General features: G+C 60.4%; 13 protein-coding genes and 1 pseudogene. 9 read left to right on the forward strand and 5 right to left on the reverse strand.

Annotated elements, in window-relative coordinates:
- Nucleotides 1–1,094: 1,094 nt before the first annotated feature.
- The 3 genes and pseudogenes from BK659_RS27945 to BK659_RS08935 form a co-directional block, all read right to left on the reverse strand.
- Nucleotides 1,095–3,374: pseudogene (locus BK659_RS27945) on the reverse strand (type VI secretion system Vgr family protein); the annotation flags it as partial.
- 182 nt (nucleotides 3,375–3,556) lie between these two features.
- The gene (locus BK659_RS08930) at nucleotides 3,557–4,108 is read right to left on the reverse strand and encodes a P-loop NTPase family protein (protein ID WP_123424702.1); all 552 of its coding nucleotides are present in this window, start codon (nucleotides 4,106–4,108) and stop codon (nucleotides 3,557–3,559) included.
- 250 nt (nucleotides 4,109–4,358) lie between these two features.
- Nucleotides 4,359–5,324, reverse strand: a complete 966-nt coding sequence (locus BK659_RS08935) for a LysR family transcriptional regulator (RefSeq protein WP_123424703.1) — start codon at nucleotides 5,322–5,324, stop codon at nucleotides 4,359–4,361.
- Between the two features lie 295 nt (nucleotides 5,325–5,619).
- Here BK659_RS08935 and argH point away from each other — a divergent pair, with 295 nt between their 5' ends.
- The 9 genes from argH to BK659_RS08980 all read left to right on the forward strand — a co-directional run bounded on the left by argH (nucleotide 5,620) and on the right by BK659_RS08980 (nucleotide 15,128).
- Nucleotides 5,620–7,047 (forward strand): argininosuccinate lyase, encoded by a 1,428-nt coding sequence (argH, locus tag BK659_RS08940; RefSeq protein ID WP_123424704.1) that lies wholly within the window; start codon nucleotides 5,620–5,622, stop codon nucleotides 7,045–7,047.
- Nucleotides 7,048–7,223: 176 nt separating this feature from the next.
- A complete protein-coding gene (locus tag BK659_RS08945; RefSeq protein WP_123424705.1) occupies nucleotides 7,224–8,099 on the forward strand; it encodes an amino acid ABC transporter permease in 876 nt (291 codons plus the stop codon).
- A gap of 20 nt (nucleotides 8,100–8,119) precedes the next feature.
- Nucleotides 8,120–8,884 carry an amino acid ABC transporter ATP-binding protein gene (locus tag BK659_RS08950; protein ID WP_123424706.1) on the forward strand — a complete coding sequence of 255 codons (765 nt, stop codon included), beginning with the start codon at nucleotides 8,120–8,122 and terminating at the stop codon, nucleotides 8,882–8,884.
- A 24-nt stretch (nucleotides 8,885–8,908) separates the two neighbouring features.
- Nucleotides 8,909–9,733 carry an ABC transporter substrate-binding protein gene (locus BK659_RS08955; protein ID WP_123424707.1) on the forward strand — a complete coding sequence of 275 codons (825 nt, stop codon included), beginning with the start codon at nucleotides 8,909–8,911 and terminating at the stop codon, nucleotides 9,731–9,733.
- Nucleotides 9,734–9,880: 147 nt separating this feature from the next.
- Complete coding sequence (locus tag BK659_RS08960; RefSeq protein WP_123424708.1) at nucleotides 9,881–10,729, forward strand: polysaccharide deacetylase family protein; 849 nt, start codon at nucleotides 9,881–9,883, stop codon at nucleotides 10,727–10,729.
- Nucleotides 10,722–11,609, forward strand: coding sequence for a polysaccharide deacetylase family protein (locus BK659_RS08965; RefSeq protein WP_123424709.1), 888 nt, complete (start codon nucleotides 10,722–10,724; stop codon nucleotides 11,607–11,609). Before BK659_RS08960 ends, BK659_RS08965 begins: the two co-directional genes overlap by 8 nt.
- On the forward strand, nucleotides 11,606–12,955 hold the full coding sequence (locus BK659_RS08970; protein WP_123424710.1) for an MmgE/PrpD family protein: 1,350 nt from the start codon (nucleotides 11,606–11,608) through the stop codon (nucleotides 12,953–12,955). Before BK659_RS08965 ends, BK659_RS08970 begins: the two co-directional genes overlap by 4 nt.
- A gap of 135 nt (nucleotides 12,956–13,090) precedes the next feature.
- Nucleotides 13,091–14,266 carry an MFS transporter gene (locus tag BK659_RS08975; protein WP_123424906.1) on the forward strand — a complete coding sequence of 392 codons (1,176 nt, stop codon included), beginning with the start codon at nucleotides 13,091–13,093 and terminating at the stop codon, nucleotides 14,264–14,266.
- Nucleotides 14,267–14,423: 157 nt separating this feature from the next.
- Nucleotides 14,424–15,128, forward strand: a complete 705-nt coding sequence (locus tag BK659_RS08980; protein WP_123424711.1) for an HPP family protein — start codon at nucleotides 14,424–14,426, stop codon at nucleotides 15,126–15,128.
- Here BK659_RS08980 and astA read toward each other — a convergent pair.
- Together astA and ctlX are read right to left on the reverse strand one after the other, a co-directional pair.
- Nucleotides 15,125–16,159: an arginine N-succinyltransferase gene (gene astA / locus BK659_RS08985; protein ID WP_123424712.1), complete on the reverse strand. Its 1,035-nt coding sequence runs from the start codon at nucleotides 16,157–16,159 to the stop codon at nucleotides 15,125–15,127. The two genes, BK659_RS08980 and astA, sit on opposite strands and share 4 nt — an antisense overlap.
- Nucleotides 16,159–17,094: a citrulline utilization hydrolase CtlX gene (gene ctlX / locus BK659_RS08990; RefSeq protein WP_123424713.1), complete on the reverse strand. Its 936-nt coding sequence runs from the start codon at nucleotides 17,092–17,094 to the stop codon at nucleotides 16,159–16,161. The genes astA and ctlX overlap by 1 nt, the downstream gene beginning before the upstream one ends.
- Nucleotides 17,095–17,247: the final 153 nt, after the last annotated feature.

The following is a 17,247-nucleotide window of genomic DNA, read 5'->3' on the forward strand; positions in this document are numbered from 1 at the left end:
CCAGGCAGGCTGATTTCCCGATGGCCGTCCAGCACGCTGTTGAGGGCAAAATTGTGCCGACGCTCGTCGCGGGCCTGCAACTGGATGACCTGCTGCGCGCAACCGGGCGGCAGGTACAGGTTGACGCCGGGGTTGTCGTCGTTGGCCACGCTCAGGTCCGAACCCATGATGGCCGCGACGGTGTCGAACAGGCCGATCAGGTTGAGGCTGACGTCCACCGCCGGGTCGAAACTGGCCTGTAGTCCGAAGCGACCGGCTTGCAGCAGCTCGCCGAACAAACCGCGACCCGGCTTGAGCAGTTCGTTGGCACAATGCCGCGCCGCCGCTGCGCCGCGGCTGAAGCCGAAAATATCGAACTCGATACGCCGAATGGAGGTACCAGGATTGGCTGTGACGAAGTCGATCAGTGTCGCCTCTATCGCAGCCGGCGCCTGCTCAACCCGCGCCACCACCCCGGTTTCCCCCCGTCCCGTCAACAGGCCGTGCAGCACGTCCTTGCCGCCACTGCTAGTGCCAATGCCCGGCAGGTAGACCGGCACATAACCGATCTGCGCAGCGGGCGTTACCGGTGTTGCCGTATTGTCCGGATACAACCTGAACAAATGCACCACATTACTCGGCGCATTCCCATAACTGCTATCCGGCGCCCGGTCGAAGCCATTGCCGTCGAACCCGTCAAAACCGTACTGGTTGCACTGCTCGATGATGCTCGTCAGCTCGCTCTGGTCGAACAGCACCAGGTCCTCGCGTCGGCATTGTTCGGTGGCCCCGGCATTGGCCTGGTTGTTGCCGGTGCCATCGAAAAACAGCCCCAGGCGCAGGGTGATGCCGTCGAGTTCTTCTTCCTCTTCCTCTTCTTCCATGTCGTAGATCAGCGAGAGTTTTTCCGGGGTGGTGGTGTAGACCCGCTCGGTGAAACCCTGGCTGTCGGTGGTGCCTTTCCAGACCTTGCCGGATTCGGCGGCTTCGATGCGATAACGCACGTAGGGTTTGGGCTCATCGCTCACCTTGTCCCTGACCTGGAATCCGCCCTGCATTGGATTTTTATAAATAGGGTCTTCCAGGACCATGGCTGCCAGGGCCTTGTCGAGCGAGGCAGCGCCGCCCCAGGCAATGTTGTCGTTCTTGATGCGCAACTCACCCGGTGCACCAATCTCGATGGAGCCGTCCTTGAGTTTGATGTAGGCACCTCGACTGACCAACGTGATGCCCTGTTGTGCGTCAAGCATGATTTCGCCATTGATGCTGTTGAGCGTCAGCGCCTTATCCGCTTGCAAGGTCATCGCATCGCTTTGTGCCTGGATATCCAGCGGGCCGCGGGCGGCAAAAAGCTTGAGCCCCAGCTTCTGGGCAAACAGGCTTATGGATTCACCGGCGGCCACGCTGAAGCGCTTGAATACACTGACATCGACACTCTCCCCCGCCGTAGCGGTGAGGGTTTTCCCTGCTGAAAGTTGAATATTGGCCGGCGTCGTGAGCGCTATGCCGGCGGGTGCCGAGGCGATCAAGCCAGCGTCCTTGAGGCGTATCAACGCCTCCCGTAGCCCTTGCTGCGACTGGGCGTCTGCCGGTAATGCACCCGATACAGAGGCGCTTTGCGCCAGGGCACTCACCAGTTGCAAGGCGTTATTGAGCTGCGCCAACGCAGCGCTCATTTCAAACATGTCCCCCTGCGCTTTGGGCTGCGCATCGGCACTGATGAACACCCCCTTGCCCGCCCGAATCGCGCCCCAGCCATCGGTGCGCAGTTCAAAGCCTTCGCCGCGTTTTTGTTTCTTGGCATCGACCAGGTGCCCGAGATTGAGCTGGCTCTTGCCACTGTGCTCGGTACTGAGCTTGACGTGCTCCTGGCCGCGGGTGTCGTCCATGCGCAGTTTGTTGTTGGCCGGGGTGCGCAGCACGTTGCGTTTGTAGTTGTAGAGGGTGACCGGGTCCGGGTGCTGGCTGTCGTGCAGGGCGTGGGCGATGTAGGGGCGGTCCGGGTCGCCTTGTTCGAAGGCCACCGCCACTTCGGTGCCGGCAATCAGCGGCAGGTGCAGGCCGTGGGTGTCGCCGGCGTAGGGTCGGGCCAGACGCAGCCACAGGCTTTCCCGCCCGGGTTTCCAGCTATCGCGGTCGAACAGGAAGCTGACCCGGTAGCGCCCTTGCGCGTCGATCTCGGCGTAGCGGTCGTGGGCCAGCGGGCTGCTGACGCGGGCCGGCACGGTGCCGGCGATTTGCGGTTTGGCCGGTATCTCCGGGCGAAAGCACACGGTTTCCGAATAGGGCATGGCCTCGAAGCTGACGTCGAAGCTGCGATCACGCGCAGCGCGGGTGCTCAGCGCGATGATCACCGCCCCCGGAGCAAAGGCCTGCGACGCGCCGCCGGAAATTTTCAGCACCTGGCCGGGGGCCAGGGTGGCGCTGCTGCTGAGGCCGCTGAGTCGGGTCTGGCCATTGAGGTAGCGCTCGTGGCGCAGGCGGGCGTAGAAGTAGCCGCTTTCGCTGTGCAGGTCTTCGTCCTGGGCCAGGGCATTGCCGAGCACGCGGTAGGGTTCGGCGTAGTGGTAGGCCTCGCCGTAGGTGGTTTTGGCGCCACGGCTCTGGTCGACGGCGCCGTCGAGGTGGGCCTTGGCATCAAGGGGGTGGTAGGCGCGAAAGTGAATATTTTTTTCCACCACCACGTGGCTCGATTGCAGTTGCCACACACCGTCCTGGCCGCTGCTCAGCCCGGCGGGCGGGCGGTACGGTAACTGCACGTCGAACTGATAGCCGCGCTGGTCGTCGCAAAACTCGACGACGTCGATGCGCAGGCGTTCGTCGCTGGTGAAGCGGTACCAGATGCCAACCTCGGCCAGCAGCCGGGCGATGAAGGCCAGGTCGCTTTCGCCGTACTGCATGACCTGTTCGCGCTTGGGATACTCGCGCACCAAGCGGAACAGAAAGTCCTGCCCCTCAAAGTCGTGGCGGCTGCGCAGGATGCTCTCGACAATCTCCGGCACCGACTGGTGCTGGTAGATCCGAAATTGCCGGCCACGGCCAAGCAGCGCCAGACGGGGTTGCAGGGTGAGCTCGTAACGGGCTTCGTCGTTGGAACCGGACAGGCGCTTGAAGCCGCTGATCACCCCGTGCAGGGTGCGCAACGGTTTGACGGTGGGCGGGTCGAGGAATGTCGCCTTTTTCGCCGGCGCGTGCAGGCTGAAACAGGCGTCCTGGCCGAGCAGTTGTTCGGCGGCCAGGTCGTGTTCGGTGCTGGTAAATTCCACGCGGTAGGTGAACGGCTGGCTGAGGCGCTCTTCGCCCTCGAAGGCCAGGACGTCAAGGTGGGCCTGGAGATTGCGGACCCAGAGCTTATGCCGGCTGTGGTCGAAGAAGGTGCGCAGTTCGTTGAGCATGTTCAGGCCTCGGTGCGGTAGGGTCCTTGAAGCGTTCGCGGCGAGTGTAGGGACGCGCTCTCCCGGCAAACAACCCGCCGCCGGAGTTTCAGAAGCCCCCTACAAGGAACGGGTTTTTGTCCTTAGGAAATCGCTGAGGCATAACGTGAGCCCATCGCGATGAGATGCGAGCCGGGCTGTTTTCAAGCACGAGACGCTACACCTAATGCAGCAAGCACCTCTGCGAGCAACGACTCAATCGGTAACTCTCCGCTGACCCTAAGGGAAGGTAAGGTCAACTGCTTGAACCACTGCTCATGTCGTGGTCGGCTGCGGCCAGCTTGAACGCCTTTTTCATAACTTTCGGCCCACGCGAGGAACGCCTGGTGGTTCGCATGCATGTCCCCTCCTGGAAGAATACGTTGACCATAGCGCTGTGATTCACGGGCCTTTAGACGCTCTATTCGGAGCAATGTCGGAGTATCAATGAAGACGACCAAATGGGCGGATTGAATCACTTCGTCTCCCCAACCATCCAATGAGCCGGAGAGTACCCATTGACCATCAGCCAGACTACGGTTGAGTAGATTGACTCTCTCTGCGGGAGGTCGTGATCGCTCGAAGGGTGGTTCTGTCGGGTACCAATAGTAATCATCGACATCAAAGTGAGGCACTTGAAGCTTTGCGGCCAGTGCAGCCCCCAGAGTACTCACTCCGGCCCCAGATGCGCCGCTTATGTAAATCCGTTTGTTCACTTCGTGGGGCTCCTTTCTAACGGGACATAATATGCGGTAATCAGATAGCGTGGGATTGCTTAATCTGACAAGGCTGAACGGGTAAAACAGACGTGCTGTTTTAATTGTCCGCCGAGCACTTGCAAAAAAGTGATCGACACCCCCACGTGGACGTTATAAGCGCCAAATCCTGCGACAACTCCGCCACCCTATCAACGGCTATCGAGCAGACAGACTTTCGCGCTCAATGACCACGGCAAATGGCCTGACATCAGACACTCACCTTCAGATCCACCCCCAACGCCCGGGCAAATGCCTTGACCAAAGGACTGCGCACCGTGTTGTGCCGCAGGATCAGGTTGAACGTTGTATTGAAGCTGATCAGGTCCGGCCGCAAGGCTCTGAACGTGCCTTGTGCAACCAGTGGCGCCGCATAGTGCTGCGGAAGAAAACCCAGGAAACGCCCGGTTTTTATCAGCATGGCGACCGCTTCGACCTGCGACGCCGAAGCGGAAAAACTGTCGTACCGGGCAAACGTCAGCTTGTCGCGGTGAATGGCGTAGCGATGGTTGATGAACTCGTGATGCTTGAGCACATCTTCGCCCATCTCCTCGTCCGGAACAGTGAACAGCGGGTGCCCCACCGCGCAGTAAGCTTCGGACCTTTCTTCATACAACGCGAAGTAATCGAACTCTTCTCTTTTTTGATAGACTGGCACTATCCCAGCGACTAAACGACCTTCAACAACGCCTCTTTCCACTTCATCCAGTTGCGAGGCATGAAGTTGAAATCTGACCTTCGGTGACTCTTCATTTATTCGTTTAAGCGCTGCAACTAACGGAGAGTTTTCATCGGTAATCGTATTGTCGATAACCCCTACCCCCAAGTCCCCGATCAATTCATTCTGCGCACAACTAAGCCGGTCTCGAAAGTTATCGACCGAGGCAAATAAATCGATCGACGCCTGGTACACAAGACGCCCTTCTTCGGTCAGGCAAAACCCCTCTCGCCCCCGTGTACACAAGCGCATGCCGATGCGAATTTCGAGGTCGGAGATCTGTTTGCTGATGGCTGCAAGCCCCACATTCAGCTCGTTTTGAGCGGCGCTGAATCCACCGGCCTCGACCACTGCCTTGAACACTTTGAGCAGTTTGAAGTCCAGCCCGCTGAGGGCCAAAGGGGCTCGATGGGCCGTTTTCAACGGCGGGTTTCCAGAATTGGAAAGTGGGGTTTCCATAATGCTTATTTACCTCTGGCGCCCGATTCAACAACCTGTGTCCAACAACAAAAATAACGCTGGCCAATAATAATGAACACAGAAAACCAGGCTTGGCAACTCCCAATAATTCCCCCCAGTCAGCGCCAAGTCGCTGATTCGAAACTATTAAAAGCTGACACTTCGATCAGCTCTCGCCATTTGCAACTGCCCTCTTGAAAACTGCATGAGCCGAACCACGCCCGGAAGATCCCGGCGAGCGTTCAAGGCTCTGCGTAACGACATCAGTTCGTATTACCGACGAGGAAAAATAACAATGACTCAAGCAACCGATCGTTTGTGGGGCGCGCGCTTCAAAAGCGGCCCGTCCGAAGCCCTGGCGGCCCTGTCCCGCTGCCCTGAGCGGTACTTCCGTCTCACCCCTTACGACCTCGCCGGTTCCAAGGCTCATGCCGGGGAACTGCAGCGCGCCGGGCTGCTCGATGCGCAAGAAACCCAAACCATGCTCGATGCGCTGGAGCGCATCGGCGAAGACTTCCGCGCAGGTCTCGTCAGCCCGACGCTGGATGACGAAGACGTCCACACCTTCATCGAGCGCCTGCTGACCGAACGCCTGGGCGCACTGGGCGGCAAGCTGCGCGCCGGACGCTCGCGCAACGACCAGACCGCCAACGATCTGCGGCTGTTTCTGCGTGATCACGCTCGCACCCTGACCACTGAAGTGCTGGCCTTGCAACAGGCGCTGGTCGACCAGGCCGAGCAACACATTGAAAGCATTTGCCCAGGCTTCACTCACCTGCAACAGGCGCAGCCGATCGTGTTCGCCCACCACTTGCTGGCGCACGCGCAGTCGATGCTGCGCGACGTGCAACGTCTGGTCGATTGGGATGTGCGCACTTCCCTGTCGCCGTTGGGCGCGGCAGCCATGGCCGGTTCCGCCATCGCCCGTCTGCCACAGCAATCTGCCAAGGAAATGGGCTACAGCGGTGTCTGTGAAAACTCCATCGACGCGGTGGCGAGTCGCGACCACGTCGCCGAGTTCCTGTTCGTGGCGAGCATGCTCGGCGTGAACATTTCGCGGTTGGCCGAAGAGTTTTGCCTGTGGTCTTCACGGCAATTTCGTTGGGTCGCGCTGGACGATGCCTATGCCACCGGCAGTTCGATCATGCCGCAGAAGAAAAACCCGGACATTGCCGAACTGGCGCGTGGCAAAGCCGGCCGTTTGATCGGCAACCTGACCGGTCTGCTCTCGACCCTCAAATCCCTGCCGCTGTCTTACAACCGCGACTTGAGCGAAGACAAAAACGGCGTACTCGACAGCGTCGACACCCTGCTGCTGGTGCTGCCGGCCATGGCCGGGATGGTTGCAACCATGAAGGTCAATGTCGAAGAACTGCGGCGTCAGGCACCGCTGGGCTTCACCCTCGCCACCGAGGTCGCCGACTGGCTGGCGGTACGCGGCGTACCGTTCAAGGAAGCCCACGAAATTACCGGCGCGCTGGTTCAGGCCTGTGAAAAACACGACATCGAACTTTGGGAAGCCTCGCCAGCGCTGCTCGCCGAGATTGATGTACGACTGACGCCCGAAGTCCGCGACAGTCTGACTCTGGAAGCCGCCATCGCTGCGCGCAGTGGCTGGGGCGGCACCGCGCCGCAACAGGTCCGTGAACAGATCGGTCGCTTGAAAACCGCCCTCGCCGCACAACAGCAATGGACCGAAAATTATCAGGGCTTCCGCCTCTGAAGCACTGCACAGAACCTGTGGGAGCGAGCTTGCTCGCGATAGCGGCGGATGAGCCAACATTGATGTTGAATGTAATGCCGCCATCGCGAGCAAGCTCGCTCCCACAGGGGCTGCGTTTAACCTGAAGAACCACACACACCGTCTGCATCAGGAAGGGCGGTGTTCGGAGAACCCAAATGAACCAGACTCAGGCAGAGCTCCTCGCGGAGCGTAAACAGGCCGAAAACCAGTTCGACATCACCCAGTACGAGCATGTGCCGCGGCGCTATTACGGGCGGATCTTCTTCGCCACGCTGATCGTCGTCGCCATCGTCGGTCTGGTCAGGGCCTTTGCCGAGGGCAAGATCGAGTGGTCGTATATCGGCCAGTTCCTGACCTCCCAGGCGATTTTGTTCGGCTTGCTCAACACCATCGTCATGGCCGTGCTGGCGATGGCGTTGGGGATTGTCTTCGGGGTGATTACCGCCGTGATGCGCATGTCGGCGAACCCGATCCTGCGCTATGTCGCGGTGACGTACACCTGGCTGTTCCGTGGTACGCCACTGATTCTGCAACTGCTGCTGTGGTTCAACCTGGCGCTGATTTTCCCCACCATCGGCATTCCCGGGGTGATCCAGCTCGATACCGTCAGCCTGATGACACCCTTCGTCGCGGCGCTGCTGGGCCTGAGCATCAACCAGGGCGCCTACACCGCTGAAGTGGTACGTGCCGGCCTGCTCTCGGTGGACACCGGCCAGTACGAAGCCGCCAAGTCGATCGGCATGCCGCGCCTGCAAGCGCTGCGCCGGATCATTCTGCCGCAGGCCATGCGCATCATCATTCCGCCGGTCGGCAACGAGTTCATCGGCATGGTCAAGATGACCTCGCTGGCCAGTGTGATCCAGTACTCGGAACTGCTCTACAACGCCCAGAACATCTACTACGCCAACGCCCGCGTGATGGAGCTGCTGATCGTCGCCGGGATCTGGTACCTGGCCGCCGTCACCGTCTTGTCCTTTGGTCAAAGCCGTCTGGAGCGTCGTTTTGCTCGTGGCGCCGGCAAGCGCTCGTGAGTCGCGCAGGAGAATTGAACATGAGAAGCATCGTCAAGGCTGTTGGCCTGAACAAGTACTACGACCAATACCACGCGCTCAAAGACATCAACATCGAAGTCGAACAGGGCGAAGTGCTGTGCATCATCGGGCCATCCGGCTCCGGCAAAAGCACCTTGCTACGTTGCATCAATCAGTTGGAAAAAATCGACAAGGGCGGCCTCTGGGTCGACGGCGAACTGGTCGGTTACCGCATTGCCGGCAACAAACTGCACGAGCTCAACGAGTCGCAGATTGCCCGCCAACGCCTGGCCACCGGCATGGTGTTCCAGCGTTTCAACCTGTTTCCGCACATGACCGTGCTGCAAAACATCATCGAAGGCCCATGCCAGGTGCTCAAGCGCTCGCCCAAGGAAGCGCACGAAGATGCACTGGAGCTGCTGGCCCGCGTCGGCCTGGCCGACAAGCGCAACAGCTACCCGATCGAACTCTCGGGTGGTCAGCAACAACGGGTAGCTATTGCCCGGGCGCTGGCCATGCGGCCCAAGCTGATGCTGTTCGATGAACCCACTTCGGCACTCGACCCGGAACTGGTCGGTGAGGTGCTGTCGGTGATGCGCGATCTGGCGCAGACCGGCATGACCATGATCGTCGTCACCCATGAACTGGGCTTCGCCCGCGAGGTTTCCAATCGCATGGTGTTCATGGACGGCGGGCAGATCGTGGAGGCTGGAAGCCCCGAAGAAATACTAATAAGTCCACAAAACCCGCGCACCCAAAGCTTCATTTCTGCCGTTCGCACCTAACGACAACTCAAAAAGAGAACGACCATGAAAAACCTTCTTATCCCTGCAGTACTGGCTGGTCTGATGGCCTCTTCGGTGACCTGGGCAGCTGATTTGCCCGCGAGCATCAAGGCCAAGGGCGAAATCGTCGTGGCGATCATGCCCAACTATCCGCCGATGGATTTCAAGGACCCGGCCACCAACACCCTCACCGGTCTGGACTACGACCTGGGTAATGCCTTGGCCGAGCGTCTGGGCGTGAAGATCAAATGGCAGGAAACCGGCTTCGAGCAAATGATCAATGCCTTGACCACTGATCGCGTAGACGTGGTGCTGTCGGGCATGACCGATACCGCCGAGCGTCAGCAGAGCGTGACCTTCGTTGACTACTTCACCAGCGGGCCGCAGTTCTACACCCTGCAAAAGAACAAGGACACCAATGAAATTGCCGACCTGTGCGGCAAGAAAGTCGGGACCAGCCGACGCACCACCTTCCCGGCGGAAATCGCCGAGTGGAGCAAGGCCAATTGCGAGGCGAAGGGTAAACCGGCGATCAACGTGATCGGCACCGAAGGCTCCGCCGACGCCCGTGCGCAACTGCGCCAGAGCCGCATCGACGCGGCGATGCAGGGCAGCGAAACCCTGTCTTATCTGAAGACCCAGGAAAAGGACACCTACAAGACCGTGGGGGCGCCGATCTCGGTGCAGTTCAGCGGACTGGGCGTCAGCAAGAAAAAGCCTGAGTTGAGTGAGGCAGTGAAAGTGGCGTTGCAGAGCATGATTGATGACGGCAGCTATCAGGCGATCCTGAAGAAGTGGGATCTGGAGTTGGGTGCGATCAAGACGGTGACCATCAACGCCGGGAAATAAGCATCTGAGGGATGCCCTTTGTGGGAGCGAGCTTGCTCGCGATAGCGGACGTTCAGTCACATCCATTTTGAATGTGCTGCCGTCATCGCGAGCAAGCTCGCTCCCACAGGATCCGTGTAACACATTATAAATGTACGGAGCGCCACGATGTCCTCCTCGCCCCAACCCACCTGGCCCGACGGCCACAGCGCCTGCCTGGCCCTGGCCTTCGATCTCGACGGCCCAACCGGCGATGCAATGCTCAACGGTTCGATCTGGCACAAGCCCGAGTATTTCGGTTTTGGCGGTTACGGACCGTATCGGGCCTTGCCACGAATTCTCGATCTGCTCGACGAATTCCGCATCCCGACGACCTTCTTCGTCCCGGCCTGGGTCGTGGAAAACTGGCCGAAACAGTGCCAGTCGATCATCGAGCGCGGGCATGAAGTGGCTTACCACGGCTACAAACACGAGTCCTTCTATGCGCTGACACTGGAACAGCAAAAGGACGTCATGAATAAATGCCGCGAGGTGTTCTGGCAGCATTTGAACATCCGCGCAGAAGGCTTTCGCACTCCGTCCGGAGACTGGCGGGCCGAGACACCGGCCATGCTGGTGGAGGCCGGCGTCACTTACTCCAGCAGCATGCGCGGCGATGACCGTCCGTATCTGGTGAAAGTCCCGGGCTATGAAACCCCGCTGGTGGAAATCCCCGGCCGCTGGGAAATGGACGATTACGCCTCCATCGCCTACACCCGTGCGCCGGACTTTCCCTCGGGGCTGGACCGTACCGCCAGCTACGAGCTGACCCTCGACAATTGGTGCCGCGAATACGACGGCGCGATGAATGAAGGGCTGTGCCTGACCACCCTCTTCCACCCCAAGATCACCGGCAAACCGGGGCGCATTCTGCTGCTGGAGAAACTCTTCGAGCACATGCGCACGCGTGATGACGTGTGGTTCGCCACCTGCCGCGATGTCGCCCACTGGTGGCTCAAGGAGCATCAACATGGCTGAGTCGACTGTCTGGCCCAAAGGCTACCGTTGCGCGGTGGTGTTGACCGTCGACTATAACGATGTGCACGGCATCCTGACCCAGGCCCCGGAAGTCGCCGGTCGCGACAAGACCCTATCGGTGTGGCGCTACGGCACCCAGCGTGGGGTCGAACGTTTGCTCGTACTGTTCAAGGAACTGGGTGTTTCCAGCAGTTGGTGCGTACCGGGCATCGTTGCCGAAGAAAACCCGGAACATATCCGCTCGATTCAGGCTGGTGGCCATGAAATTGCCTGCGCCGGTTATCGCCACCAGAACTACGACACCCTGAGCCTGGCTGAGCAGACCGCCGCCCTTGAGCACGGCTGCCAGGCTCTCACGGCCATTACCGGCCAGCGCCCAACGGGTTTCCGGATTCCCGCCGGTAATTGGGCGCCGGGGTTTACCGAAGCGTTGCGCGAGCAAGGTATTCGCTGGTCGTCCTGCTGGCGCGGCGATGATCTGCCGTTCGCCCATCCGACGGCGCCCGAGGTGATCGAACTGCCGTTGCACTATGAGCTGGAGGACGAACCCTATTTCGCGTTCAACCTGAGCCCGGCGGTGCCACCCGCGCAATCGCGGATTGCCTCTTACAGCCACACCTTGGGCAACCTGCAAATGGACTTCGCCGGGTTTCATCGCTTTGGCCTGTGCTACGTGCTGCGCCTGCACCCGGAAATCATCGCGACCCCAGGGCGCATCGGTGTGCTGCGCGAGTTGCTGCTGGGTATCCAGCAACACAACGACGTGTGGATCGCCACGGCGGGCGAAGTCGCCCAGTGGTGGGCCGAGCGCGCCGCACCGATGGACGAAGAGCATCCGTCAGCCGTGTATGAGCGGCATTATCGAGCGTACTTGCCATGAGCGAACGATTGCAGCGTCTGGCGCAATTCTGCGTCGAGAGCCGTTTCGAAGACTTGCCGCCGGCACTGGTGGTACAAGCCAGGCGACACATTCTTGATACCGTCGGCGCGGCCCTGGCCGGGGCCGCCAGTGAAATTGCCGTCGCCGCCCGGCAAACCTTTGCCAATGAAAACGGCAAAACGCTGGTCTGGGGCACCGAGCAGCATGTCGGTGCGGCGCAGGCAGCGATGCTCAATGGCATTGCCGCCCATGCGCTGGAACTGGACGATACCGGCGGCTGCGATCACTCCGGCGCGGTGGTGCTGCCCGCAGTGATGGCGGCGGTCAGCCTGAGTCCCGCCCCCGTGAGCGGTCGCGAGCTGATCACCGCCGTGGTGATCGGTTATGAGATCGGTCGGCGCGTGCTTGAGGCCTGTGGCGGTTACTCGGCGCACAACGGCGCCGGTTGGCACTCGACCGCCACCTGCGGCGTGTTCGGTGCGGCGGCGGCCAGTGCGCGAATACTCGGTCTTGATCAGGCACAGACTCTCGCCGCACTGGGCATTGCCGGCAGTTTCAGCGGCGGTCTCTGGGCGTTTATCCACGATGGCTCGCAAAGCAAAAAGCTTCACAGCGGCCGGGCGGCGGAAGGTGGCCTGCTCGCGGCACGCTTTGCCGAGCAAGGGATCAGCGGACCAACGAAGTTGTTCGACAACGTCTGGGGCGGCTTTCTCAAGACCCTCGCGGCCGAACACGCGCAGCCCGAGGCGCTGGACGCGGAGCTTGGCGTGGTGTGGAAACTCGCCCGCTGCTCGATCAAGCCTTATGCCTCTTGCCGTGGCACGCATTCGGCCATCGATGCCTTGGGTTTGTTGCTTGAGCAATTGCAGATCGAGGCCGATCAGTTGGAGGACGTCCAGGTGTCGCTGTGCGGTTTTCTCAACGAGATGTGCGGCGCACGTGATGTCAGCAGTTTGGCCGCCGCGCAAATGAGTCTGCCGTATGCCCTGGCCGCTCGGTTGGTCTATGGTCATTGCCGGCTTGAGGCTTACGACGACCAACAACGCAGTGCGTCAGAAATCGCTCACTGGATGTCGCGCATTCACCTTGTAGTGGATCCGCAACTGTCAGAGGATGGCGAGCCAGTCGTGAGCATTCGCAGCCGCGATGGCCGCGAGGCCAGCCTGTGTGTCGAAGCCCCGTTGGGCGCGCCGGGGAATCCGTTGAGTGATGCAGCGCTGGAGGAGAAGTTTCTCAGCCTGGCGACGCGGGTGATGTCGGAGGAACAGGCGACCGGGTTGCTGGAACGGTTGTGGCAACTGGAAAAACTGGAGTCGGTTTGGGAACTGGATCAGTGGCTGGCATGAGCCCTCGGTTGTCAGGACCGGCCTCTTCGCGAGCAAGCTCGCTCCCACACAAGCACCGCAGCACTTGTGGGAGCGAGCTTGCTCGCGAATGGCGTCGCCGCATTGCCAAATCTGAATAAGGACATCCGCACCACCGTGGCCACTTACTCGCTCGTTATTCGTCGCTTGATGATCTGCTCGCTGACCATCGTCGTCAGCCGCGCTATCACCAGCCCGCTGCTGACGCTGTTCCTCAGCAACAAGCTGGGCCTGAACCAGCAAGACGTCGGCCTGCTGCTGGGCATCGCGGTGTTCATCGCCACCCTGCTCGCGTTGTATGGCGGTTACATCATCGACCGCCTGGAGAAACGCCGGTTGCTGATTCTGGCGATGCTCTCCAGTTCTGTCGGCTTCGTCCTGCTGACCTTCGCCCACAACCTTTACCTGACCACGCTGACGTTGGTGATTACCGAGACCGCTTCGGCACTGTTTCTGATCGGTTCCAAAGCCATCCTCAGTGAAAACCTGCCGATGGGCCAGCGGGCCAAGGCGTTTTCGTTGCGCTACACCCTGACCAATATCGGCTATGCCACCGGCCCGATGCTTGGGGTGGTGATCGCCGGCGTGCAGCCACTGGCACCGTTCCTGATTGCCGGTGGCATCGCTTTTTTCAGCACCTTCCTGATGAGAGGAATTCCCGGATCGGCCAAGGACGCAGCGCTCGGCCAACCGCAAAGTTTTCTTAAAACCCTGGTGACCCTGAAAAACGACCGCACGCTGATCATGTTCACCTGCGGCTGTCTGCTCAGTACCGTGGTTCACGGGCGTTTCACCCTGTACCTGTCGCAATACCTGCTGGTGACGCAAAACGAGCACATTGCGCTGCAAACCATGGCGGCGATCCTCGCCTGCAACGCGATCAGCGTGATTCTCTTGCAGTACCAGATCGGCCGTTTCCTCAAGCGTGAACAGTTGCGTTACTGGATTGTCATTGGCAGCAGCCTGTTCATCCTCGGGCTGATCGGCTTCAGCTTCGCGCAGAACCTGCTGCAGTGGTGCCTGGCGATGTTTGTCTTCACCCTGGGCGAAATGATCATCTACCCGGCAGAGTTCCTGTTCGTCGACACCCTGGCCCCGGAAGAATTGCGCGGCAGCTACTACGGCGCACAGAATCTCGCGGCACTGGGTGGCGCGGCGAGTCCAGTGATTTGCGGCTTTTTGTTGACCCACAGCGCACCGGCTACGATGTTCTATGCCCTCAGTGCAATGACGGCCATGGGTGGTCTGCTGTGTTTCTTGAGCGGCCGACGCGTCGCCATACTTCAAAAATAATGCATTCAAACCGCATTAATATGAATTTGTCAGCTGGCGGATAGATCGGCACACTGTGCCGGTTCCTCCCCCAAATGTTGGAACGCTTAAAGGGCTTTCTGGTGATCCAGACAAGCCCTTCTTTTTGCCTGTTCTTTGCCACTGGATCGTTTTCGTTATGCTCGCTCGCTGGATACCCGCTGCCATCAACACCCGTCCCACCGAATGGAGCCGTGCTGCCATCGGCATGTCTCTGGGCACACTGCTGAGTGTCTGGGTCTGCGGCCAGGTGTTCGGGATGGACGTGGCCTTGCACCTGATCGGCCCGTTGGGCGCTTCGGCGGTATTGCTGTTTGCGGTGTCGTCCGGTGCACTGGCGCAACCGTGGTCGATTCTTGGCGGCTACCTCTGCGCGGCAGTGGTGTCGTTGCTGGTGGCCCGTGTGCTCGGACGCACGCTGGGCAGCGCCTGTCTGGCGGCCGGCATGGCACTGATGTTGATGTGCTGGCTGCGTTGCCTGCACCCGCCGGCCGGAGCGCTGGCGTTACTGCTGGTGCTGGCGGACCCGGCGACCATCGCCATGGACTGGCGCGCGCTCGGGCCGGTGATGCTCGCCGCGACGTGCATGCTGCTCAGTGCCCTGGCCTATAACAACCTGACGCGGATCCGTTACCCCAAGGGCCACAGCGAACCGGTTGCCGTGGTGCCTGCCGATCATCCACCCACAGACGCGCTGGCGATTACCGCCGAAGACCTCAAGCTGGCCCTGGCCGACATGCAGGAGTTCTTCGACGTCACGCCTGAGGACCTTGAGCAGTTGATCCACGCCAGCGAGTTGCACGCTAAACGCCGCAGCATCGGTGAAGCGTTCGGCAGCCGCTAAGCCGCCGACAACTGCCGCGCCGGCACTGCCAGGCTCACCGCCCGCACCGAAGTTCCGGCACTCAACCCCAGTGCCTTGGCGGTTTGTGCATCGACAATCAAGGTCCCGGCGGCGACCCGCGCTGGCGCGGCGGTGATCCGACAATCGGCGAACTGGCGGTTGTGAATCAGATAGACCGCCGCCTGCTCTCCCGGCGTACCGATGCTCAACTGCAACACCTGGCTGTCGCGCACGGCGCGGATGTCGCCGGTTGCGCACTCGATCAACGGGCCGCCGTCAAAGATGTCGATGTAGTCCTTGTGCTCGAACCCTTCAGCCTTGAGCATCCCCAGCGCCGGTTCGGTGTTGGGATGAACCCGGCCGATCGTCGCCCGCGCAGCCTCGGGCAGCAAGCAGGTCGGCAGCGGAAACTTGGGCATCAGCTCGGCAATAAAGGTCTTGTTGCCTAGCCCGGTGAGGTAATCGGCGTCGGCAAAATCCATCTTGAAAAAGTGCCGGCCCAGCCCTTCCCAGAACGGCGAGACACCCTCTTCATCCGAATAACCGCGCATCTCGGCGATCACCTTGTCGCCAAAGTACTGACGGAACTCGGCGAGAAACAGAAACCGCGCCTTGGACAACAAACGACCATTCAAACCGCTGCGATGCCCGGCGTGCAGAAACAGCGAGCAGAGTTCCGATTGCCCGGTCATGTCATTGCCGAGAAACAGCGTCGGCAATTGCTGATTGATCCCGAGATTTTTCGAAGCGGCGACAAACAGCCCCATCCGGTAGTTGTACCAAGGTTCACGCAGCCCAACCGCGCCAGCCAGGGCGCAGATACCGACGGCCTCGCCGTTGTCGGCCTGCAGCACAAACAGGTAATCGGCATCAGCCCGTTCGGCTTCACCGGCGAAGGTTTTTTCGGCCCATTCCAGGCGCTGACGCAAACGCCCGGGATCGGCCGGCAAGGTGGTCAAACCGGTGCCGGCGCTGTGGGCCAGTGCCAGCAGCGCCGGCAGGTCATTCATCGTTGCAGGACGGACGATCATCAATGGTGCTCCTGTGGGCTCACGCGTTTAGGCAGATAGACTTCCGCGAGCATGCAGCGCGCGCTGCCGCCGCCAATCCGCTCGATGGTGTCGATGTTTACGGGTAAAGGTTTGGCATACGCTTCGACCATCCGGCGCTGGTCGGCATGCAGCGACCGCCAGGCCGTGCGCGACATCACCAGTAAGGGCTCGCCGGCACGGTTGTGCACTTCGAGCATGTTGCCGGCGAAGGACTCCAGTTGATCGAAGCTCAGGGTCAAGACTTGCTTGCCGCTGCGTTCCAGGCGTGAGCGCAGTGCATTGCGCTCGTCCAGGTCGCTGAGCGATTCCAGGCAGACCACCGCCAGTTTCGTGCCGACGCTCATCATCACGTTGGTGTGATAGATCGCCACGCCGTGACGGTCCACCGCGTTGAACGCGCAGAGCTCATAGCCGAGGTGCTCGATCACCTGATCCAGGGCCTTGGCGTGAGTGCGGGTCGAATACCCGGCGTAGCAGATCCGCTGCTCCCGATCGAGGACCATGCTGCCGGTGCCCTCGAGGAACACTTCCTGCTGCTCAAGGCCGGAGAGGTCGAGCAATTGCTCGACGCGGTAGGCATTGCGCAGCCAGTCGAGTACGCCTTTGTCGCGCTCAAGACGACGGTTATGGCCTTGCATCGGGTACAGCACGAGCGTGCCGTCGGGATGGCTGCTCCACCAATTGTTCGGAAAGATCGAATCCGGGGTATGCGGTGCTTCGCTGTCGTTATGCACCATGACTTCAACCCCATGTTCACGCAGGGCCGCAACGTAACCGTCGAACTCTTGCAGGGCCTTGAGTTGTACGTCTTCGGCCGCAGCCGCCGGACGCTGGAAACGGTTGTTGGCGGCCGTGTCCTGGTTGAAGGAGAAACGTGTCGGGCGAATCATCAAAACGGTATTTGTGGTTTGCATGGGCACAGAATCAATGAGGGTTGAGAGGTGCTCATTGTCTGATTCGGCGCCGGAAAAACCCGGCTGATAAGGAGGGAGGCAGTGCTGAAAATGGCTGAAAACGAGGGGGCTTGCAGCCGATTTGGTGGGCGTGATAAATCGTCTGAAATCGAT

It is taken from the genome of Pseudomonas brassicacearum (genome assembly GCF_003732225.1).
In the GTDB taxonomy this organism is placed as follows: domain Bacteria; phylum Pseudomonadota; class Gammaproteobacteria; order Pseudomonadales; family Pseudomonadaceae; genus Aquipseudomonas; species Aquipseudomonas brassicacearum_E.